Origin of the sequence: Candidatus Palauibacter polyketidifaciens (assembly GCF_947581785.1) — a bacterium.
In the GTDB taxonomy this organism is placed as follows: Bacteria; Gemmatimonadota; Gemmatimonadetes; order Palauibacterales; family Palauibacteraceae; genus Palauibacter; species Palauibacter polyketidifaciens.
The window spans coordinates 123197-145013 of record NZ_CANPVO010000006.1; the positions used below are offsets into that span (position 1 = coordinate 123197).

General features: G+C 68.8%; 19 protein-coding genes. 15 read left to right on the top strand and 4 right to left on the bottom strand.

Annotated elements, in window-relative coordinates; translation table 11 throughout:
* Positions 1 to 5: 5 nt before the first annotated feature.
* Together RN729_RS01265 and RN729_RS01270 are read left to right on the top strand one after the other, a co-directional pair.
* On the top strand, positions 6 to 1931 hold the full coding sequence (locus tag RN729_RS01265; RefSeq protein ID WP_310781793.1) for a S9 family peptidase: 1926 nt from the start codon (positions 6 to 8) through the stop codon (positions 1929 to 1931).
* Complete coding sequence (locus RN729_RS01270) at positions 1928 to 2587, top strand: peptidylprolyl isomerase (RefSeq protein ID WP_310781795.1); 660 nt, start codon at positions 1928 to 1930, stop codon at positions 2585 to 2587. Before RN729_RS01265 ends, RN729_RS01270 begins: the two co-directional genes overlap by 4 nt.
* A gap of 32 nt (positions 2588 to 2619) precedes the next feature.
* Here the strand turns inward: RN729_RS01270 and rph are convergent, their stop codons facing one another.
* Positions 2620 to 3327 carry a ribonuclease PH gene (gene rph, locus RN729_RS01275; protein WP_310781797.1) on the bottom strand — a complete coding sequence of 236 codons (708 nt, stop codon included), beginning with the start codon at positions 3325 to 3327 and terminating at the stop codon, positions 2620 to 2622.
* Positions 3328 to 3366: 39 nt separating this feature from the next.
* On the opposite strand from rph, the gene RN729_RS01280 reads away from it, so the two are divergent.
* From RN729_RS01280 to RN729_RS01310, 7 genes are all read left to right on the top strand, one after another.
* On the top strand, positions 3367 to 5082 hold the full coding sequence (locus RN729_RS01280; RefSeq protein WP_310781799.1) for an amidohydrolase family protein: 1716 nt from the start codon (positions 3367 to 3369) through the stop codon (positions 5080 to 5082).
* 42 nt (positions 5083 to 5124) lie between these two features.
* The gene (locus RN729_RS01285; protein ID WP_310781801.1) at positions 5125 to 6981 is read left to right on the top strand and encodes a Xaa-Pro dipeptidyl-peptidase; all 1857 of its coding nucleotides are present in this window, start codon (positions 5125 to 5127) and stop codon (positions 6979 to 6981) included.
* Positions 6982 to 7101: 120 nt separating this feature from the next.
* Positions 7102 to 8307, top strand: coding sequence for a hypothetical protein (locus RN729_RS01290; RefSeq protein ID WP_310781803.1), 1206 nt, complete (start codon positions 7102 to 7104; stop codon positions 8305 to 8307).
* 26 nt (positions 8308 to 8333) lie between these two features.
* On the top strand, positions 8334 to 8912 hold the full coding sequence (locus RN729_RS01295; protein WP_310781805.1) for a biotin transporter BioY: 579 nt from the start codon (positions 8334 to 8336) through the stop codon (positions 8910 to 8912).
* A 241-nt stretch (positions 8913 to 9153) separates the two neighbouring features.
* Positions 9154 to 9864 (top strand): DUF305 domain-containing protein, encoded by a 711-nt coding sequence (locus RN729_RS01300; protein ID WP_310781808.1) that lies wholly within the window; start codon positions 9154 to 9156, stop codon positions 9862 to 9864.
* Positions 9865 to 9897: 33 nt separating this feature from the next.
* The gene (locus tag RN729_RS01305; protein WP_310781809.1) at positions 9898 to 11937 is read left to right on the top strand and encodes a hypothetical protein; all 2040 of its coding nucleotides are present in this window, start codon (positions 9898 to 9900) and stop codon (positions 11935 to 11937) included.
* Positions 11938 to 11973: 36 nt separating this feature from the next.
* On the top strand, positions 11974 to 12336 hold the full coding sequence (locus RN729_RS01310; RefSeq protein WP_343218883.1) for a cupin domain-containing protein: 363 nt from the start codon (positions 11974 to 11976) through the stop codon (positions 12334 to 12336).
* Here the strand turns inward: RN729_RS01310 and RN729_RS01315 are convergent.
* The gene (locus tag RN729_RS01315; RefSeq protein WP_310781812.1) at positions 12333 to 13181 is read right to left on the bottom strand and encodes a DNA methyltransferase; all 849 of its coding nucleotides are present in this window, start codon (positions 13179 to 13181) and stop codon (positions 12333 to 12335) included. The genes RN729_RS01310 and RN729_RS01315 overlap by 4 nt on opposite strands.
* Before the next feature lie 272 nt (positions 13182 to 13453).
* On the opposite strand from RN729_RS01315, the gene RN729_RS01320 reads away from it, so the two are divergent.
* Positions 13454 to 14716, top strand: coding sequence for a dicarboxylate/amino acid:cation symporter (locus tag RN729_RS01320; protein WP_310781814.1), 1263 nt, complete (start codon positions 13454 to 13456; stop codon positions 14714 to 14716).
* A 51-nt stretch (positions 14717 to 14767) separates the two neighbouring features.
* Here the strand turns inward: RN729_RS01320 and RN729_RS01325 are convergent, their stop codons facing one another.
* Complete coding sequence (locus tag RN729_RS01325) at positions 14768 to 15373, bottom strand: TonB-dependent receptor plug domain-containing protein (RefSeq protein WP_310781817.1); 606 nt, start codon at positions 15371 to 15373, stop codon at positions 14768 to 14770.
* A gap of 130 nt (positions 15374 to 15503) precedes the next feature.
* On the opposite strand from RN729_RS01325, the gene RN729_RS01330 reads away from it, so the two are divergent.
* Genes RN729_RS01330 through RN729_RS01350 form a run of 5 tightly spaced genes read left to right on the top strand, consistent with a single transcriptional unit; the run spans position 15504 to position 21178 of the window.
* Positions 15504 to 16961 carry an amidohydrolase family protein gene (locus tag RN729_RS01330; protein ID WP_310781819.1) on the top strand — a complete coding sequence of 486 codons (1458 nt, stop codon included), beginning with the start codon at positions 15504 to 15506 and terminating at the stop codon, positions 16959 to 16961.
* 13 nt (positions 16962 to 16974) lie between these two features.
* The gene (locus RN729_RS01335; protein WP_310781821.1) at positions 16975 to 18642 is read left to right on the top strand and encodes a hypothetical protein; all 1668 of its coding nucleotides are present in this window, start codon (positions 16975 to 16977) and stop codon (positions 18640 to 18642) included.
* Positions 18639 to 19193, top strand: a complete 555-nt coding sequence (gene msrA, locus RN729_RS01340) for a peptide-methionine (S)-S-oxide reductase MsrA (RefSeq protein ID WP_310781823.1) — start codon at positions 18639 to 18641, stop codon at positions 19191 to 19193. The genes RN729_RS01335 and msrA overlap by 4 nt, the downstream gene beginning before the upstream one ends.
* 52 nt (positions 19194 to 19245) lie before the next feature.
* Positions 19246 to 19881, top strand: coding sequence for a hypothetical protein (locus RN729_RS01345; RefSeq protein WP_310781825.1), 636 nt, complete (start codon positions 19246 to 19248; stop codon positions 19879 to 19881).
* A gap of 34 nt (positions 19882 to 19915) precedes the next feature.
* Entirely contained in the window at positions 19916 to 21178 is a 1263-nt protein-coding gene (locus RN729_RS01350) for a cytochrome P450 (RefSeq protein ID WP_310781826.1), read from the top strand.
* 49 nt (positions 21179 to 21227) lie between these two features.
* On the opposite strand, the gene RN729_RS01355 is transcribed toward RN729_RS01350, so the two are convergent.
* Positions 21228 to 21817 (bottom strand): serine hydrolase (locus RN729_RS01355; RefSeq protein WP_310781828.1); only part of this gene is annotated, 590 nt, incomplete at its 5' end.

The following is a 21817-nucleotide window of genomic DNA, read 5'->3' on the forward strand; positions in this document are numbered from 1 at the left end:
GACACATGGCTCGCGATCCGCAGTTGACGGCGATCACCGGTATCCTCCTCGCTCTGGGCGCAGTGGCCGGCGGACGGAGCGAGCTTCACGCGCAGGACGGTCGCGATGGCGGCGACAGCGGCGCCCTCTCGGTCGACCAACTCCTTTCCATCGAGTCCGTCCTCGGAGGCGCGCCCGCCTGGTCGCCGGACGGCTCGGCGATCCTGTTCGAGTCGGGGCTCACCGGCGGGCTCATGACACTGCCCCCCGAGGGCGGTTTCCCCACGCGGGTGCCGGTGGACATGGGCGGATCCGGCCACTTCCTCACCTCCCAGATGCCGGGCTGGTCCCCGTCCGGGACGTGGATTTCCTACGTGTCGGACAAGAGCGGCGCGCCCGAGATCTGGCTCTGGTCGGTGCGCGACGGGGCCGACGTCCAGCTCACCGATCTCGGCGCGCGCATAAACTCCATGCGCTGGTCCCCGGACGAGCGCTCCATCGTCTTCGCCGGGGACCGCTACGGGAACTACGACATCTGGAAAGTCGACGTCGCCACGCGGCGCGTGGACCGCCTCACAGAGGACAAGCGCTACGAGGTCTTCCCCACCTGGACGCCCGACTCCCGCCACATCCTCTACGTCCGTCTCGACGACACGTGGGAGGACCACGACGTGATCGAGGTCGACGCCGCCGGCGGCAGCCCGCGCACGGTGATCGAGGACCGCGACTTCTTCGACTACGGCGCCGGAGCGACCTTCGGCTACCCCAGCGTGTCCCCGGACGGCGGGTCGATCCTCTTCCGCTCGCACCGGAACGGCTGGATCAACTACTGGCTCGCCCCCCGCGACGGAAGCGACCCCCGCCCGATCGCCCCGGCCGAAGCCGACCAGAGCGCCGCGGTGTGGTCCCCCGACGGGCACTGGATCGCCTACACGGAGAACCACAACGGGCACCACGACCTGCGCGTGGTCTCGGCGGACGGCGGCGAGCCGCGGGTGCTCGTGTCACCGAAGGCCGGCGTCGCGTCGAGCCCGTCGTGGTCTCCGGACGGCGCGGCGATCGCGTACCTGCAGGAGGATCTGCTGAGCCCGCGCGACCTGTACGTCGTGTCGCTGGAGGACGGGAACAGCCGGCGGCTCACCTCCTCGATGCCCGCCGGCAACTTCGGCGCGCGGCTCGTCGCGCCGGAGAAGATCCGCTACGAGAGCACGGACGGATATTCGATCCCGGCCTATCTCTATCGGCCGCCGGGGGCCGCGGCCGGAGACGATCTCCCCGGCGTGATGTGGATCCACGGGGGTCCCACGTCGCAGTTCCACGACACCTTCCAGCAGCACGTGCAGTTCTTCGTCCAGCGGGGATACGTCGTCCTCCTGCCCAACATCCGCGGGAGTTCGGGCTACGGGAAGGCGTTCGCCGACGCGAACAACGGCTGCTGGGGGCACTGCGACCTGGAGGATGTCGTTGCGGGCGCGGACTACTTGCGGGCGCTCCCCGAGGTCGACCCGGAGCGGATCGGGATCACGGGGACGAGCTACGGCGGCGTGATGAGCATGTACGCGGTCGCCTTCGCGCCGGACGCCTTTCGCGCCGCGATCCCCGGTTCCGGATACACGGATTGGGTCCACTTCCAACACGGCGAGAACGAACTCCGGCACATCAAGCTGCTCGACCACGAACTCGGCCCGTTCGAGACGAGCGAGGACGTGTGGAGCCACAGTTCGTCGATCTCGCACGTCGCCGACGTCTCGACGCCGATCCTCCTCGTGCACGGCGTGGGCCGCTATCCGGGCTCGGACCAGTCGGAGATCTTCGCGCGGGCGCTGGAGAACTACTACAAGCCCTTCCAGTACAAGACGTACCCGAACGAGAACTACTACGTGTACGGGAAGGCGAACCGCCGGCAGATGCTCCTCGACATGCTCGACTTCTTCGAGCAGTTCCTGAAGTGAAGATCGGCCTGCTCGCCGCGCGTTTCGTCGCGGCGACTGTCGTCCTGGCGGGCTGCGAGCGCGTCGAGCCCGTCCCGTCCACCGACGTCGGGGCCGATGCCATCGCTGCCCGAGCCGCCACCGAGGCCGGCCCGGTCGAAGTGGTTGTCGAGACGAGCCAGGGCGAATTCGTCATCGCCATGCACCGCGAGTGGGCGCCGCTGGGAGCCGAGCGGTTCCTCACCCTCGTCGAATCCGGCTACTACGATGACGCGCGCTTCCACCGCGTCGTCCCGGACTTCATCGTCCAGTGGGGACTCGCCGGCGACCCCGCCCTCACCGCCGAGTGGATGAACGCCTACATCCCGGACGATCCCGTCCTCGCCTCCAACACCCGCGGCCGCATCGCCTTCGCCTTCACCGACCCCGGGACCCGCGCGACCCAGGTGTATATCAGCGTCGTGGACAACGTGCGCCTCGACTCGACCGGATTCGCCCCCTTCGGCGAGGTCGTGAGCGGGATGGAGGTCGTGGATGCACTCTACTCCGGCTACGGAGAGGACTCCGGCGGCGGCCTGCGACGAGGCGACCAGACCCGGATCGTCGCCCAGGGCAATACCTACCTCGACCGCGAATACCCCCTCCTCGACCGCCTCATCCGAGCCAGCCGCCGCTGAGCCGGTCGCGCGTATGGGCCGACCCGAACGCGCTAAGGGGCTGCTTTCTGTAGCTCGAACAGTTTGCCCGCGCCCGCCTCGCCCAGGCGGAGGAGTTCGTCGAGTTCTTCGCGCGTGAACGGCGCGCCCTCGGCCGTCCCCTGCACCTCGACCAGGCGTCCGTCCTCGAGATGGACGAAGTTGAAGTCGACGTCGGCCGCGGCGTCCTCCACGTACTCCAGATCGAGCCTCGCCTCGCCGTCCACCATGCCGGCGCTGATCGCGGCGACCCACTGGCGGAGCGGGCTGGCTTCGATCGCGCCTTCGGCGACAAGGTGCTGGAAGGCCATCTCGAGGGCCACGCACGCGCCCGTGATCGAGGCCGTGCGGGTGCCGCCGTCGGCGACGAGGACGTCGCAGTCCACCGTCACCGTCCGCTCGCCCAGCGCGCGGAGGTCGACTGCGGCCCGCAGCGAGCGGCCGATGAGGCGCTGGATTTCCTGCGTGCGACCTCTCGCGCCGCGACGCTCTCGCCGGGTGCGCTCCGCCGTGGCTCGGGGCAGCATGGCGTACTCCCCCGTGACCCAGCCGCCGCGGCCCTCGCGCCACGGTGGGACGCTCTCGTCGATGGAGGCCGTGCAAAGCACGCGCGTCATCCCCATCCTGATGGTGCACGATCCCTCGGCGAAGGGGGCGGTTCCCGTCTCCAGGGTCGTGGGTCGGAGGGCGTCCAGCGCCCGCCCGTGTGGACGTGCCGGCATGGGGCAGCCTCGGTCGAAGGGTCGAAAAGGGGAGAACCGATGAACGGCGAACGCGTTGAGAGTATGCCGGTCGCGATCCCGCTGCGATGGCGGATCTCCGCGCTCCGCTCGGCGGCGCGTCGCCACCTGCCCGCCCGTCCGGTGATCGCGTGTCTCGCGCTGGCGGGAGCAACTCTGGGCTGTGCAGCTGACGATGTGCCGGAAGCGGAAGCCGAGATCCCGCCGACGAGCGTGCTGTTCACCGGCGCGACCGTACTCGACGGGTCCGGTGACCCGTCCTTCGTGGCCGATGTGGCGGTGGAGGGCGACCGGATCACCTTCGTCGGCGATGCCTCGGCGGCGGACCTCGTGCTGCGCGACACCCTGGCACTCGACGGCCTGCTGCTCACGCCCGGCTTCATCGACATGCACAGCCATATCACGGTCATCAGCGTTGGCGAGGCGTACGGGCTCGGGGCGGCCGAATTCCTCACCCAGGGGATCACGACCGGCGTCATCGGGGTCGACGGCTCGAGCAGCACGGATCTCGCCGGGCTCTACGCGGACCTGGAAGCGTCCGGCGTCGGAAAGAACATCATCTCCTACATCGGACACGGTTCCGTCCGCGGGGCCGTCATCGGCATGGACGACCGCGATCCCACCGCGGGAGAACTCGACGAGATGAAGGCGCTCGTCCGCCAGGGCATGGAGGACGGCGCCTTCGGGCTCTCCTCCGGACTCTTCTACACGCCCGGGTACTACGCGGAGGCCGACGAGGTGATCGGACTCGGCCGGGTCGCGGCGGAGTACCCGATCGGCGGCGAGCACGCCCCCATCTACGACACGCACGACCGGGATCTCGGCGCGGCGTACCAGGGGATCGGCTACCACGATTCGATCCGCGAGGCGATCCACATCGGTGCGGAGTCCGGCCTCCGCACCATCTTCAGCCACTTCAACGCACAGGGAGCGGCGTTGTATGGGCGGGCTTCGGAAGGCGCCGCGATCATCGACTCGGCGCGCGCGGAAGGCCTCGAAGTGGCGGGCGCGCAGCACGTCTACACGTCCACGATGTCGAGCCTGCGAGCCTACACGATCCCGCGCTGGGCGCAGGCCGGCGGCCCGGAGCAGATGGTGCGCCGCTTCCAGCATCCCGACACGGCACGGGTCCTCGACGTGCAGACGATGGAGATGCTCGAGATCCGCGGCGGTCCGGAGCAGATCGTGTTCGCCGACGCGAGGCCCGAGTTCAACGGCAAGACGCTGGCCGATGTGGCGGCCGAGCGAGGGCTGCCCGTCCCCGAGGCCGTGCGCGAGATCATGTCCGGGTCGAACCCGTGGGTGATGAACCGCGACCTCTACGACGTCGAGAACACGCGCTACCTCGCGACGATGCCGTGGATGATGACGTGCACGGACGGCGCGACGCCCGCGCCGGGGGCCGAAATCGTGCATCCTCGCGTGTACGGGGGTTTCCCGAAGAAGATCAAGGACTTCGTGGACCGGGACGGTGCGATCGGACTCCCGTTCGCGATCCGGAGCATGTCGGGCCTCGCCGCGGATTTCCTGCGGCTGGACGATCGCGGCTACATCCGCGAAGGTCTGGTCGCGGACATCGCGGTCATCGACCTCGACCGGTTCACGGATCGGGCGACGTACGACGACCCGCACCAGTTGTCCGAGGGCGTCGTGCACGTGCTCGTGAACGGCCGCTTCGCGATCCGCGACGACGAGGTGACCGGCGAACTCGCCGGCCGTCCCCTGCGGCGCCCCTGAGAGCCACGCACCGCTACCCACTGACAGATCGGAACCGAACCCATGATCTCAGCGCGCTTCGCCACGCCCGCCGCAGCCCTTCTCGCGTTCGTCCTGCTTCCGGCGGCGGTCACCGCGCAGGCCGGACTCGTGATCGAGGACGGGCAGGCGCAGATCGTCGCGGCCTTCGCGGATTCGTCCGCCTGGATCCGCCATGAACTGTGGGTCGAGACCGGGTTCGACTCCGACGGCGACGGCCGGCCGGACCGGGTGCACCTGGATGTGACGCGCCCGGCGCAGACCGACGGCGAGGGGCTCCGGGTGCCGGTCATCTACGAAACGAGCCCTTACTACTCGGGCGTCGCCGGCATCGACTTCGCGCACTTCTGGGACCTCCGCCAGGAGGTGGGCGGCGAAGCTCCGCCGCGCGACCCGTTCCCGGCCACGATCCGCCACATTCCGAGCCAGCCGCGGATCTCGAACTCGCATGTGGCGACGTGGGTGCCGCGGGGATTCGCGGTCGTCCACTCGCAGTCGCCCGGGACCGGCCAGTCGCAGGGGTGTCCGACCGTGGGCGGCGCGAACGAGTCGCTGGCGCCCAAGGCGGTGATCGACTGGCTCAACGGCCGGACGCGCGGCTTCACGAGCGTGGACGGAGACGAGGAGGTCGAGGCCTACTGGGCGACCGGAAGGGTCGGGATGACGGGCACCTCCTACAACGGCACGCTCCCCCTGGCCGCGGCGACGACAGGCGTGGAGGGGCTCGAGGCGATCATCCCCATCGCGCCGAACACCTCCTACTACCACTACTACCGCTCCAACGGCCTGGTGCGGTCGCCGGGCGGCTATCCCGGGGAGGATGTCGACGTCCTGTTCGACTTCATCTTCAGCGGCTTCCCGGAGGTCCGCGACTACTGCCTCGCGAACGTGCGCGACGAGATGACGGCGCGGCTGGACCGCGTCACGGGCGACTACAACGATTTCTGGGCGGGCCGCGACTACCTGAACCACGTCGACGGCGTGCGGGCGGCCACGCTCATGAGTCACGCCTTCAACGACTGGAACGTCATGCCCGAGCACAGCCACCGCATTGCGATGGCGCTCGGGGAGCGGGGCGTGCCGCTGCAGATCTACTACCACCAGGGCGGGCACGGCGGGGCGCCCCCGCTCGAACTCATGAACCGGTGGTTCACCCGCTACGTGGTCGGCGTCGAGAACGGCGTGGAGGAAGACCCGGAGGCGTGGATCGTGCGGGAGGGAGACGACCGCGCGGAGCCCACGCCCTATCCGAGCTATCCCCACCCCGAGGCCGACGCCGTGACGCTCCGCCCCGGCGGCGACGGGCACTGGACCGGCACGCTCTCCCTCGACGATGCGGGCGCCGGGACCGGCGCGATCGTCGACAACTTCGCGTTCACCGGCGACCAACTTGCCGCGAGCGAGTGGTCGAATCACCGCCTGCTGTACGCGACGCCGGAACTGCGCGAGGACGTCCACCTGTCGGGCGTGGCGACCGTCCGCGTGCGGATGTCGGCCGATGCGCCCGCGGCCAACCTGTCCGTGTGGCTGGTGTCGCTGCCGTGGACCGAGAGCGGGGAAATCAACGACAACATCATCACGAAGGGTTGGGCCGACCCCGCCAACGCGGGCGCCGAGGACATCGCGTCGCCCCGGGCCGGCGCATCGCTCGCGCCGGGTGAGTTCGTCGACCTGGAGTTCGCGCTTCAGCCCGACGACCAGATCATCCCGGCCGGAGCCCGCATCGGATTGATGATCTTCTCCAGCGACAAGTTCTTCACGCTGCACCCCGACCCCGGCACGACCCTCACCGTCGACCTGGGCGAAACCCGCATCGCGCTGCCCGTCGTGGGCGGCGCCGCGGCGCTACGGCGCGCCCTGGGCGTCCCCGCCTCCGAGTAGCGCCCAGAGGATAGCGCCCAGCGGATACAACCCCCGATCGACATGGCGCCTCTAAAGAATGAGGCCGCCATGCCGCGGACAGCGGTCAACATCACCGATGTCTCAACCGGGACGGGAACCATGCGCGCTTGCGGAAGCTTCCTCGCCGTCGGAGTCCTCAGTTGCGCGGCCATCGCCTGCGGCGGCGCTCACTCCGAACCCGAAGATCAGCCCCCGAACGCGGTTCTGGTCTCCGATTCCGCGGGCATCACGAACATCGCCCTGGGCCGGGTGGAGGAGCTGTCGGTACCCCTGCTGGACGCGAACATCGTCTTCTCCACCCGCGATCTCGGGGTCGAGTTGTTCTGGGTCGGTGATGCCCTCCTCCTCGGGAACGGCGACCTCGCGCTCGCCAACACCGGTTCGGGCGAGGTGCTGCTCTTCTCCGCCGACGGTTCGCTCACGGCCCGGGTTGGCGGGCAGGGCGAGGGACCGGGCGAGTTCAGCGAGATCACGACGCTCCTCGGGACGGACGGGGGGTTCCTGGCCTACGACGCGCGGCTGGCCCGCCTCAACGAGTTCTCGGAGAGCGGGGAATTTCTCACGCAGTCACCTCTCTCCGCGCAGAGCGCCATCGTGAGCCTGAAACCGCTCGCGAGAGATACCGCCGGGCACCTGCTCGCGATTCTTGGACAACAGCGGTACTTCCTCCCGGAGGGGACGAAGCGGGACACGACCCCCCTGCTCCTGTTCGCCGATCTTGAGGCCGAGCCGGACACGCTGGGCGTGCTGCCCGCCACGGAGTGGAGCTACGGCGGCATGCCCGGCGGCGGGCTCACCCGCACCGAACCCGCCTTCGGGCGGGACATCGTCGCCCGCGGATTCAGGGACCGGGCCCTTATCGGCGACACCGACGTGCTGAGCCTCTCCGTCCACGCGGCCGACGGGAGTCTGACACGCCGGATCCGCGCGTCGGCTGGCGGGTGGGCGGTGACGGCCGAAGAAATCGGGGCATGGAGAGCGGAGCGAGTCGCACGCAGGGGTCCGGACGCCCCAGACTGGTACATGGAGTTTGTCGAGAACGCACCCTACCGGGAGACGCACCCCGCCTTCCACTCGGCCGTGCTGGGTCCCGACGAGATGGTCTGGATCGGACTTGTGACCCGCCCCGGCGAGGAGACCCGCCGCTGGCTCATCCTCGGCCCCGACGGACAGCCGCGGGGATGGCTGGATCTTCCCGCCGAAGCGAGCGTGCTGGCCGTCGATGCCGACCGCTTCGTCCTCCTCCAGCGCGACGCGCTCGACGAGGAGGACGTGAGGCTCTACGATCTGCGCTTCTTGCCGTAAGTGGAAAGAACTGAAGAGGAGTACGAGTGATCGATTCGCATACGAAAGCGTGGCCTCTCGCACCCGAGGCGACCGCCGGTCGGCTCTTGACGATGCCGCTCGCCGTGGCGCTGTTCGCGCTGCTCACCGCGCTCGGGGCCCATGTGGCGGTTCCGCTCGGAATCACGCCGGTGCCGATGACGCTTCAGACCCTGTTCGTACTGCTCGCCGGGGCGCTGCTGGGCCCGGTGGCCGGGGCAAGTTCCCAGCTGCTCTACCTCGGTCTCGGCGTCGCCGGCGTTCCCGTCTTCGCCATGGGTGCCGCGGGCCTGCCCTGGATCTTCGGTCCGACCGGCGGCTACCTGATGGCCTTCCCGCTCGCCGCGGCGCTGGTGGGGTGGATCTCGGGCTCCGACGGACGCGCCCTGCGCACCGCGATTGCGCTGGTCGTCGGCTCCTCGATCATCTTCGTCATGGGTGCAGGCTGGCTCTCGGTCGTCACCGATCTCGGCCCCGGCGCCCTCTTCGCTGTCGGCGTGCAGCCGTTCCTGGCAGGCGCCGTGGTGAAGGCGGCCATCTGCTTCCTGGCGACCCGCCGGATCGTGGCGACGCGACGGCGGCGCTGAATTCGCGTCCCGCCACCCATCGAGGCGATGCACATGACGCCTCGAGCGCACCCTACGCCTCCGCGACGGGCGCGGAGACCGCCAGCTTTCACCGGTTCGTCGCCCAACGGGAGCGAGCCGACCGCGATCCAGTGACGCGAAACCGTACGGGATTGTATTCGTACGCCTGATTCGGTATGCCTGTTCGGCAGATTTGATGCGGGACAGCCCTCCGGTAACGGACGTCACCACACGGCGAAGCATGAGGACCCACCACACAACGCACGTCACGCGCGCCAGGCGCGTTGCACTCTTCGGCCTGCTCGCGGTCGTGCAGGCGTGTGCGAGCGCGACGTCCGGCGGCCGTCCATCCGAGACGCCGACTCGCCCGGACGCGGTTCGTCCGGATGCGGCGCGGGTGGCGGAACTCGAGGCGATCTACCGGGCACGCGCGGAAGCCGCCCTAGAGGGTGCGCACGAGGCGGACATCCGCTTCATGACGCACATGATCCCGCACCACGCGCAGGCGCTGGTGATGGCGGGCTTCGCTCCGGCCGCGGGCGCGAGTCCCTCGATCCGGACGCTGTGCGCGAGGATCATCAACGCTCAGACCGATGAGATCGCCATCATGAGCCGCTGGCTCTCCGACCGCGGCCTCCCCGTGCCCGACACCGGGGACATGCGGGGGCACGGGGAAGGGGCCATGCTCATGGCCGGGATGCTGACCCGCGAACAACTCGCGGAACTGGAAGCCGCGCGCGGCCCCGACTTCGACCGCCTCTTCCTCCGGTACATGATCCAGCACCACAAGGGCGCCGTCACGATGGTTCGGGAGTTGTTCGCCACCGATGGTGCGGCGCAAGACGACTTCGTATTCAAGCTGGCCTCCGACATCCACGTCGATCAGGCCACGGAAATCGCCCGCATGGAAATCATGCTCGAGGCGCTCGCCGCGCCGGAGCCGGGCGGCTGATTCGTGCAGTTCAACCCAATCGAAGGATCCGACATGTTCGCTGTGACGAAGAAACGCGACGACACTCGATTCACCGCTCGCCTCGCGGCGCTGCTCGCCGGCGTGATCGCCGTGGGAGGGTTCGCCGGCTGTGCGTACCAGTCGGCGCAGACCGGCATGGCCACCGCTCCTGTGGCCCCTGCCGCCGCGCCCATGGGCCTTCAGGTCAATCCACCCACGCCGGACCCGCGCGTCGGGCTCGCGCCGGGCATGTTCGACGCGGGCGAGGCGATCTGGAACCTCGACCTCGTCTCCACCACGCCCCCGCCGGACCCGTTCGTGGGCCAGACCAACTCCGACCTCGCCTTCTCCGGCCCGTACGCGATTCAGGGCAACTACGACGGGATTCAGATCTGGGACATCTCGGATCCAACGAATCCACAGACCGTCGTGACCTACGTCTGCCCCGCGTCCCAGAGCGATGTCTCCGTGTACGAAAATCTCCTGTTCGTATCCGGCGAGGGGTTCGGCGGAAGGCTGGACTGCGGTGACCAGGGCGTTGAAGAGGCCGTGAGCCACGACCGGCTGCGCGGGATCCGCATCTTCGACATCTCCGACATCACCGCGCCTGAATACGTGGCCAACGTCCAGACGTGCCGCGGCTCGCACACGCACACGCTGCTGGAACACCCCGGGGACGACGAGAACGTCTACGTCTACGTGTCCGGTTCCGCCCCGGTGCGTCCGGCGGAGGAACTCGCCGGCTGCTCGGGCGCGCCGCCGTCCGAGGATCCGAACTCCGCCCTCTTCCGCATCGAGGTAATCCGCGTCCCGCTGGCCGACCCGGCGAGCGCCGAGATCGTGAGTTCGCCGCGCATCTTCGAGGACCTGGTCGCGCCCCCGACGCACGGCCCGGCCCCCGACGACCTCGCGGCGCTCGAGGAGGCCCGGGCGCGCGGCGCCTTCATCATCGAGGTGCAGGGGCAGGAGATGGTGTTGCCCGAACCGGCCGCCCAGGGGATGCTCGGGCAGATGGTGGCCCAGCGGGGAGGCGAGGGTCCGCCCACCGCAGCCGACAGCGCGGCACTGCGCGAAGCGCTACCCACGATCATCGCGCAGATGATGGGACAGCAGGGCGGGGAGGGCGACGGTCCGGAGCCCGGCCCGACGCAGTGCCACGACATCACCGTCTACCCGGCCATCGGTCTCGCAGGCGGGGCATGCGAAGGCTACGGCATGCTGCTCGACATCAGCGACCCGGAGAACCCCCGGCGGCTCTCCGCCGTGTCCGACTCCAACTTCTCCTACTGGCACTCCGCCACGTTCAACAACGACGGCAGCGCCATCCTGTTCACGGACGAGTGGGGTGGCGGCGGCTCGCCGAAGTGCCGGGCCTCCGACCCGATGGAGTGGGGCGCGAACGCGATCTTCACCATCGAAGGCTCGGAGATGGTGTTCCAGAGTTATTTCAAGCTCTCCGCGCCGCAGACGCCCGAGGAGAACTGCGTGGCCCACAACGGATCGCTGATCCCGATCCCCGGTCGCGACATCATGATCCAGGGCTGGTACCAGGGCGGAATCTCGCTTCTCGACTGGACCGACACCGCGAACCCGGTCGAGATCGCCTACTTCGACCGCGGCCCGGTGAACCCCGACCGCATGCAGATGGGCGGCAGCTGGTCCGTCTACTGGTACAACGGCCTCATCGTCAACTCCGAGATCGCCCGCGGGCTCGACATCCTCGAACTGGTGCCGAGCGAGGCGCTCACGCAGAACGAGATCGATGCCGCCAACTCCGTGCAGTTGACGCACCTGAACTCCCAGGGTCAGCCGATCTTCGAGTGGCCCGCGACGTTCGCGCTCGCGAGGGCCTACCTGGACCAGTTGGAGCGGCACGGGGGTCTCGCCGCCGCGAGGATCGACCGTGTCCGGGCCGGACTGGCCGAGGCCGAGGGGATGACCGGATCCGCGCGCGCCGACGCGCTCCGGTCGCTGGCCGACGGCGTATCCCGTGGCGCCGCCGGGGCGGGAGACGCCGGGAAGGTCCGCATGCTGGCCGATGCCGTCCGGTCCCTCGCGGGAGCGGGGATGTAGGGAACGCGGGGCGGGACGCCCGGCGCAGTCCGGGACATGCCCACCTTGATCGAAGCCCCGGCCGTCATCGAGGCGGCCGGGAACCAGCCCAAGCGGATCGAGGAGTACGCGGGCCGCGTCCGGACGGGACACGAGGGCGTCAGCGTGGCGCGCATGGTGGCGCCGTCCGGCTGGGTCGAACCGGGTCAACGTCCCGAGTTCGAGGAGATCACCGTCGTGCTGAGCGGATCACTGCGCGTGGAGCACGAGGACGGCGTCATCGACGTGGACGCGGGCCAGGCGATCGTCACCCACCCGGGCGAATGGGTCCGCTACAGCGCGCCCGGCCCCGAGGGAGCCGAGTACGTCGCCGTCTGCCTCCCCGCCTTCTCCCCCGACACCGTCCACCGCGACCCCTAGGTCGGGAGCCCCTCCCAGCGGACGTCGGGGACGCACTCGAATCGTTTCGCCATCACTTCGAGCGCCTCCGGGTTGTTGTCCACGAGGATGAAGTCCCGGCCCAGTTCGTGGGCGGCCATGCCGGTCGTGCCGCTTCCGGCGAAGAAATCGAGCACGAGGTCGCCGGGGTTCGAGGAGGCTGTGATGATGCGGCGGAGGATGCCGAGCGGCTTCTGGGTCGGGTATCCCGTCCGCTCGGCGCCGCTCGTGGGGACGATCGTGTGCCACCAGGTGTCCGTGGGGAGTTTGCCGCGCGCGGCCTTCTCGGGCCCCACCAGCCCCGGAGCCATGTATGGGATGCGCTCGATCTCGTCCACGTTGAAGACGTAGTTCGACAGATCCTTCACGTAGAACAGGATGTTGTCGTGCTTCGCCGGCCACCGCGTCTTCGGTCGCGCGCCGTAGTCGTAGGCCCAGATGATCTCGTTCAGGAGATTCTCCGGGCCGAACAGGTCGTCGAGGAACAGCCGGCAGTGGTGCACCTCCCGGTAGTCGACATGGAAATAGAACGATCCGTGCGGCGCGAGAACGCGATACGCATCGACGAGCCGGGGGCCGAGGAACGCGAGGTAGTCGTCGAATCGATCCGCGAAACGCCGGGTGCCGAGGACGGTCGTCTCGTAGCGCTCGCCGTGGAAGCCCGTCCGGTCGCCGACATCTCCGCCGGAGGCGCGCCGGGTTCGGATCCGGGTGCGCCGCTGCGTGCGGCCGGTGTTGAAGGGAGGGTCGATGTAGATGAGATCCGCGTGTCCATCCGGCAGGCCCCGGAGCGCGTCCAGGTTATCTGCATGGATGATCCTGGGCATCGCATCTCCCGTGACGATGAAGCCCACGCGCCGTGGCGACGGTCAGAACTCCCGAAGCTAGTGTAGAGCGGCGGAAACCTGCGAGTCACCGAGAGTGCCCGGGGCGCCGGCTCAGCGCGGCGAGGAGTGACGCCCATTGCCGGCTCGCCGTCTGGATACCACGATCAACCCCCGTTGGATCGTTCGCTCGAATCGCGGCCTGACTGCCTCCGGGCCGCGCCGCTGACAACGTTGGATACGCGCCTCGACACGGCGCCGCACCGGAGACGCCAATGGAATACGATCCCACCCTCCCCTGGTACCGACGCCTCCACTGGCAGGTGCTGTCGGCCATGATCCTCGGTCTCGGCGTAGGCTGGGCCTTCGGGCTGCCCGCGGCGAATGCGATCGGCTGGATCGGCGAGCTGTTCATGAAGCTGCTCCGGATGATCATCGTGCCGCTCGTGCTCACGTCGATCGTGTCCGGGGTCGCCTCCGTGGGCGGGGGGAGGGCGATCGGCCGCCTGTTCGGAAAGACGATGGGCTACTACGTGCTGTCCAGCATGCTGGCGGCGCTGACCGGCCTGCTGATGGTGAACCTCATCCGGCCGGGCGTGAACGCCGACATGGGTGCGGCGGCGCAACAGGACGTACCCGAACTCAGCACGCCGGACTCTGCCGTCGATCTCATCCTCGACATCGTCCCGAACAACTTCTTCGCCGCCGCTTCGGCCGGCGACATGCTGGCGATCATCTTCTTCTGCATCGTCTTCGGCGCAGCCATTACGGGACTGCCGGAGAAGCCCCGCGTGGTCGTCACCGACATCTTCAACGCCTTCTTCCAGGCGATGATGGCCCTCACGTCGGGGATCATAAAGTTCCTCCCCATCGGCGTCTTCGCGCTGATCACGAAGATGGTGGGGGAGACCGGCTTCGAACGCTTCGCCGCGCTCGCGAAGTACTTCGCCACGATCGGGTCGGGGCTCACGATCCACCTCTTCATCACGATGCCGCTTCTGCTCATCGTGCTGGGCCGCATCAAGCCGCTGGTACACTTCGCGAACCTGCGCGAGCCGCTCCTGACCGCGTTCTCGACGAGTTCGTCGGGCGCGACGCTCCCGGTCACGATCAAGACGCTGCGGGAGAAGGTGGGCGTCTCGAACAAGGTCTCGTCGTTCGTGCTCCCCATGGGCGCCACGGTGAACATGGACGGCACGGCGATCTTCGAGTGCGCCGGCGCCCTCTTCATCGCGCAGGTGCTCGGGGTCGACCTTACCATCGGGCAGCAGGCGATCGTGGTCCTGACCGCGCTCCTCGCCTCGATCGGCGCGGCGGCGGTGCCCTCGGCCGGCGTGGTCGTGATCTTCATCGTCCTCAACGCGATCGGCCTCGGTGACAACCCGGAGGCGATCACGATCGTGGGCGCGATGCTCGCCATCGACCGACCGCTCGATATGTACCGCACCGCGGTCAACGTGTTCAGCGACTCGTGCGGCGCCGCGATCATCGCCCGCTCCGAGGGAGAGGAAGGGGTAGACACCGAGGTTCGCCACTGACGGTGGGACGGGCCTGACGCGGGGGCCGCGAGAACACCGGCCCCCGCGTGATCACCTTGGTTTCAGCCCGTTCAGAATGGCGGCCTGCGCCCCGCGCTTCGTCTGAATGTCGATCGCGCCGCCACGGGCGCGCGGCCCGTAGAGCAGGATCGCGGCGCGCCCCTTCACGACCTCCACGTGATCGATGTCCAGGGCCTCGCCATCCGATAGTTTGAAGTCATCCGGCTGCTTGACCCCGTCAATGATGATCAGCGGCGAGACCGAGCGACATTCCGTACTGATCGAGGTAGGCCCGCGCAGCACGATCGACTCGTCCTCTCCCGGTGGATCCCCCGGCGGCGCCGACCGGACCGCCGACTCCTTGCCGTCCTCGAGGGGCGGTGTGTCCGTCGCCGGTGTGGGGACCTCTTCGGTGAGAGCCGGTTCGGCCTCGGGCGGTTCTGCCGGAGGCTGTGCTACGGGAGTCCGTTCGACGGGGACGGAGAGCCGGGAGGGTTCTTCGACCCCGAAATCCGGCGCGAATGGCGACTCCGCGCGGTCGCACCCGACGCTCGCCAGAACGCAGGCCAGCAGCATGGCGGTGGCCGCCGGACTCGCGAACCCGAACCTGCCTGGCCGGCTGAACCGCACGAACCCTCCCTTCGCGTACGTCGTCATCCGTAATCCCGTGTGCTAAACGCCCCGTTGCCGCGTTATGCGACAGTTCGATGGCCTCCACGGACCGCGATTCGGCTTGCGCGCGGCCGATCCGGGATCGAACGTGACCGCATGCAAGGAGGTTCGGCGAATGCCTGATCGCAGGGAGTTTCTGAGCCTGGCCGGCATCGGCGGCGGCAGCGCGCTGCTTGGGGCCTGCGCGGGGGGCGAAGCGGGATTCGCTTCCGCCCGCGCGGGGAGCGAGGGGCTGGACCCGACCGCTCGCGCACTCCTCGACGAGTTGCGCGAGATCCCCGTCGACGACACGCACTGCCACCCGATCACCTTCAACGACACGCAGACGGATCCCGACCAGTTCGTCGAGCGGCTCGCGCTCTCCGCCTTCCCGATGGACCGCTACTTCCCCGCCGGCGTCTACGGACGCTGGCAGGCGGGCGATGCCTCGGAGCGCGCCACGCTCGACGCCGAATTCGACGTCGCCGCCACGCGCGCCCGCGTCCTCGAACAGGCCGGCGAAACCGTCTTTCTCCGCTATCTCGTCAAGGAACTCGCCGCCTTCCTCGACTGCGAGGCCACCTTCGAGGCCGTGATCGAAGCCCGGAACGAGAGGGGCCGGGACTACGCGAGCTATCTCGGCGCCCTGTTCGCCGACGCGAACATCGAGAACGCGATGGTCGACATGGGCTACCGGGAGGGAATGGACCAGGCGGGCATCGACCGCTTCAAGGACGCGATCGCCCCGTCGCGCGGCCGCCACATCCTGCGCGTGGACACGATCCTCCGCGGCCTCATGGGCGACGACCTCGACCTCGGGATCGACGAGATCGAGACCGGGATGATGGCCGAGATCGAGGCGGGACTCGACGGCGACGGCAACCTCGGCGCCCCCTCGTACGGGATGAAGTCGTACCTGCTCCCGCGCCTGGGCCTCCTCAAGCCGCACTTTGACCGAGAGGCGGCCCGCCGCTCATGGGACGCGTTCCGGGCGCGGCGCGCGCGCGGCGAGGTCCCGGCGGCGGACACCCGGGATCGCGACGAGTATTGGCAGTTGCAGGGCGAAGCGCTGATTTACCTCCACTCGCTTGCCCTCGAGGCGTGTCTGGAGCGCGACATGCCGATGCAGTTCCATGCCGGTGACGGGGAGGCACCGCGCGGGATCATGCGGAACCAGGATCCGTTCCTCATGGAGGAGATGGTCCGCTTCGAGCGCGGCGGCGTGATGCGCATGCCGCAGGTCATCCTCATCCACGCGGGCTACCCGCTGATCGGGCAGGCCGCATGGCTCACGCACCTGTACGCGAACTGCCACTTCGAACTGTCGCTCGCCGCGCCCCTCATCCACCACGGCATGCTGCGCATGTTCCTGGAGGTGATGGAGGTCGTCCCCCTGTCGAAGATCCTGTTCGGGAGCGACGCCTATCACCTGCCCGAGTTCTACTGGCTCGCGGCCAAGTGGGGCCGACGATTCCTCGCGCAGGCACTCGGGATCTACGTGGACGCCGGAATCCTGACCCGCGACGAGGCCGTGGCGGCCGCGCGCATGATCCTGCACGAAAACAACCGCCGCCTCTACCACCTCGATGACTGACCTCGGAGGACCCATGAAGACGACCGGCCGCGCGATTCGAAGCGCCCTGAGCGCTCTCTCGGCGCTGATCCTTCTGGCCACCGCCGCGGAAGCCCTGCAGCCGATGCAGATGATCGGGGCTCCGGACCGGGGCCCGGATGAAGGCGAAGGACCATACGACCGCCTCATCATCCGCGGCGCCACCGTGATCGACGGCACAGGCGCGCCCCCCATAGGGCCGATGGACATCGTCATCGAGGGGAACCGGATCGTCGACGTCGTCGGCGTTGGCGTCCCGCAGCGCCCCATCGACGAGTCGCGCCGCCCCGGGCTTACGGTCGAGGGCAACCCGGACGCGGTCGTGCATGAAATCGACGCGACCGGCATGTACGTCCTGCCGGGCTTCGTGGACCTCCACCTCCACACGGGCGGCGTCCCCAAGGCGCCCGAGGCCGAATACACGTACAAGTTGTGGATGTCGCACGGGATCACGACCGGGCGCGGCGTCGCGTTCGGCCCCCACGACTGGTCCGTGCGGGAGAAGGCCCGGAGCGCGGCGAACGAGATCGTGGCCCCACGCATGTGGGTCTATCCCTTCACGGGCGCGGGCGGGGAGGGATGGAGCGGCCGCCTGATCGACACCCCGGAGGACGCGCGCGACTGGGCCCGGTACGTGAAGGAGTCGGGCGGCGACGGGCTCAAGCTCAACTCGTTCCGCCCGGAAATCATGGAGGCGCTGCTCGACGAGGCGGCACAACTCGGCCTCGGGAGCACGGCCCACCTCGGCCAGATGGGCGTCGCGCAGATGAACGCGCTCGACGCCGCGCGCCTCGGTCTCGGCACCGTCACGCACTTCTACGGGCTGTTCGAGGCGCTGTACAGGGACCACGATGTCCAGCCGTGGCCCCCGGAGATGAACTACAACGACGAGCAGCACCGCTTCGGGCAGGTGCCCATGCAGTGGAACCTGATCCACGAGCCCGGGAGCCCGGAGTGGAACACCTTCCTCGAGGAGATGCTCGCGCTCGACGTCACCCTCGACCCCACGATGACCGCCTACCAGGCGAGCTGGGATATCGACGACCAGATGTACGCGCCCTGGCACGAGACCTACACACTGCCGACGCTGTGGGAGTTCTACGAGGCGAACCGCGAGGACCACGGCTCGTACTACTTCGACTGGACGACCTGGGAGGAGGTCGCGTGGCGAGATTTTCTCGAGGTGTGGCACGACCTGCTCAACGACTACAAGAACATGGGCGGCCGCGTCACGGCGAGTTCGGACGCGGGCTACATCTACAACCTCATGGGGTTCTCCACGATCCAGGAGATGGAACTTCTGCAGCACGCCGGGTTCCATCCGCTGGAGGTGATCCGCGCCGCGACCATGCACGCGGCCGAGACGCTGTTCAAGCCCACGGGCCGTCCCATCGAGTTCGGCGTCGTGCGGCGCGGCCTGTTGGCGGACCTCGTGATCGTGGAAGAGAACCCGATCCAGAACCTCAAGGTTCTCCACGGCACCGGGGCGCGGCGCCTGAACGACGAGACGGGTGAGGTCGACACCGTCGGCGGCATCCTGTACACGATCAAGGACGGCATCGTCTACGATGCGAAGCAACTCCTCGCCGACGTGGCTGAAATGGTCGAGGCACAGAAGCGCGTCGTGACTACGACGACCGACTACGGAGATTCGAATAGATGAGTGAGAGGACGGAGACGGCGACGCTGGGCGGGGGGTGCTTCTGGTGCCTCGAGGCCGTGTATCAGCTTCTGGGAGGCGTGCACGGCGTGAAGTCCGGGTACGCCGGAGGGCATGTCGAGAATCCCACCTACGAGCAGGTATGCACGGGTCGGACCGGGCACGCGGAAGTCGTGCGCGTCACCTTCGATCCGGATACGGTCTCGTTCGACGATCTGCTGGATGTCTTCTTCACGATCCACGATCCGACGACGCTGAACCGGCAGGGTGCGGATGTGGGAACGCAGTATCGTTCGGCGATCTTCCACGAGAGCGAGGCGCAGAAGGACGCGGCCGAGCGGAAGGTGGCCGAGATCACGGCGGCCGGCCTCTGGCCGGATCCGATCGTGACGGAGGTGGCCCCGCTGGAGACGTTCTACCCGGCCGAGGCGTACCACGACGATTACCTGAATCGGAATCCGACCCAGCCGTACTGCCAAGCGGTCGTCGCGCCGAAGGTGGCGAAGTTCCGCCGCCAGCACCTCCAGCGCCTGAAGCGCGGAGCGGGCGTCTGACCGAGGCCGCCGCGCTGTCTGTGCGGCGCGGGCCTTCACCGCGGGTCGCCGGGTGACGACGCCGGCCCACGCGGCGCTCAGCCTGATCGTCCTGGGCCGGTCGGAGCGCAACGCCCTGCCGGTCGCGCTCGGGGCCGTCGCCCCCGATGTCCCGATGCTCGTCTTCTACGCCTGGGAGCGGCTCGTGCGCGGCGTATCGGAGGGCCGGATCTGGTCGGAGCGCTACTTCGATCCCGGCTGGCAGGTCGTGTTCGATATCCCGAGTTCGATTCCCCTCCTCGGGATCGCCATTTGCATCCTCCTGGCGCTCATCGGCCGACGCTCGACCGCCGGGCACATCCCATCGGCGGGGGTGGCCGCCGCGCCGCGGCCGGCGAGGCTCACCGCATGGGCCCTGTTCATCGCAAGCATGATCATCCACGCTCTGGGCGACCTCCCCCTGCACCGGGAGGACGCGCACCGCCACTTCTTCCCCTTCAGCGACTGGCGGTTCACGAGTCCCGTGTCCTACTGGGACCCCGAGCACTACGGTGGGTACGCGGCCGTCGGCGAAGTCATCCTCGTCCTGGCGGTTTCCATCTTCCTCTTCCGAGCCTACCGCGGCCGGGGCCGCTGGATTGTCGCCGGCGTGGCCGGCATCTACGCGCTCTTCATCGGCTTCGCCGTACTGGTGTGGTCCGGCTTGTGATGGTCGTCGCGGCGGTCTTGAGCCGAGCCCGTCCGTGAGCAGGCCGAGCCGGCCCGTGGGCGTGCCGCGCATCGACCGGTTCCCGCTCGGGGCACGGGTCCGTCTCGCGGATCTGGCGGTCGACCCCTACCCGATCTTCGCCGAACTGCGAGAGGCCGAGCCCGTCACCTGGGTGCCGGAGATCCAGCGCTGGTTCCTCACGCGGCGTGACGACATCCTCGCCGTGCTCCGGGACCCCGACCTCTTCACGACGGATGCGCCTTCCACGATCCGCGACATGTTCGGCGTCCACATGATGACGACGGAAGGTCCGACGCAGATCCGCTACAAGCGGAAGTGTCTGCCCCCGTTTCACGCCTCCCGCCTGACGACGACTTCACTGCCGCCCCTGGTCGCGGAAGTCGAGCGCAGGGTGGAGACGATGCGGTCTGCGGCCAGGCCGGCTGACAGCGGACGGGAGGGTCGGTGGCAAGCCGGGGAGGTGCGGACAGGCGTGGCGCGGCCGGTCGCGCTCCACTCGGTGCTGTCCGTGCTCGGCATCCCGCTGACCGAGACAGAGCGCGTGAACGAGTGGTACGAACACTTCGCCCGGGCGCTGGCGAACTTCGCGGGCGACCCGGACCTGCGCGCCGCCGGCAAAGGGGCGGCGGACGCGTTCGGCCGGGCGCTCGCCCCGATCCTCGAGGAACTCGAACGGGAACCGGACGGCAGCCTCCTCTCCGACCTCGCGTGCGACCACGTCGACCCGCTCACGGCGGAGGAGATCCGCTCCAACGCGCTCATCATCCTCTTCGGCGGCATCGAGACGACCGAGTCGATGATCGCCAACGCGGTGTGGGCGCTGCTCTCGCATCCCGAACAACACCCGGCGACGCGAGCGAGCGAGGCCGCCCTGGACCTGGCGATCGAGGAGACCCTGCGCTGGGAACCCGCGGTACAATCGGCCGCCCGCCACGCGACCCGCGACACCGAGATCCGCGGCGTCCGCATCGCGGAGGGAGAGGTGGTCCACTGCATGCTGGGCGCGGCGAACCGGGATCCCGCGCACTTCGAGCACCCCGACCGCTTCGACGCGACCCGCCGGAATGCCGGCGACCACCTGTCGTTCGCGGTGGGCCGCCACTTCTGCCTCGGCGCCCCGCTCGCCCGCCTCGAGACCCGCGTCGTGCTCGAAACGCTATGGGCCCACTGCCCGGGACTGCGCCTCGACCCGGATCGTACCGCGGCCCCCCATGGCTACGAATTCCGGAAGCCCGAGACGGTGTGGGTGGAATGGACCGGAATGAGTTCCGGTTAGGTCGAACTCGCGACGTTTCCGCGGGAACGTTTTTCGGTGCTCGCGTCCGTCAGCAGTCCGCGCCGCAGTGTGCGGCGACGAGGCGCGTGAGGATGCCCATGTAGTCGCTCCACGGCGTCTGGGCGTCGGGCACCGTCTTGTGCGCGACCACCATGCCCACCGACGGGATGACCGTGATGAACTGGCCGTAGGCGCCACGCCCGCTGTACGCCCCCTCGAATCCCTCCGGCACCGCGGGGCCGTCCCACACCCACCACATGTACCCGTATCCGAACTCGCCTCCGCGCAGGCCCTCCGGATTCATCTCCCCGGAGGGCGTGACCACGCTCGTGATGCGCTCGGCCCACCCCTGCGGCAACACGCGCGCTTCCCCCCACACGCCGCCAAGAAGCATGACGTGGCCGATGCGAGCCATGTCGCGCGTGGAGAGGACCATGTGGTAGGCGAGATTCCGGGAGCGCGCCGCGTCCCCCGACTTGCGGTGGATCGACCGGTCCCAGTCCTCAAACCCGAGCGGCAGGGCGAGGTCCGTTTCCAGCGCGTCGTAGATGTTGCGGCCGGTGAGCTGCTCGAAGACGGCCCCGGCCGCGTTGAAGTCCCAGTTGCTGTACAGGTAGTAGGTGCCGGGTTCCTGCGAGC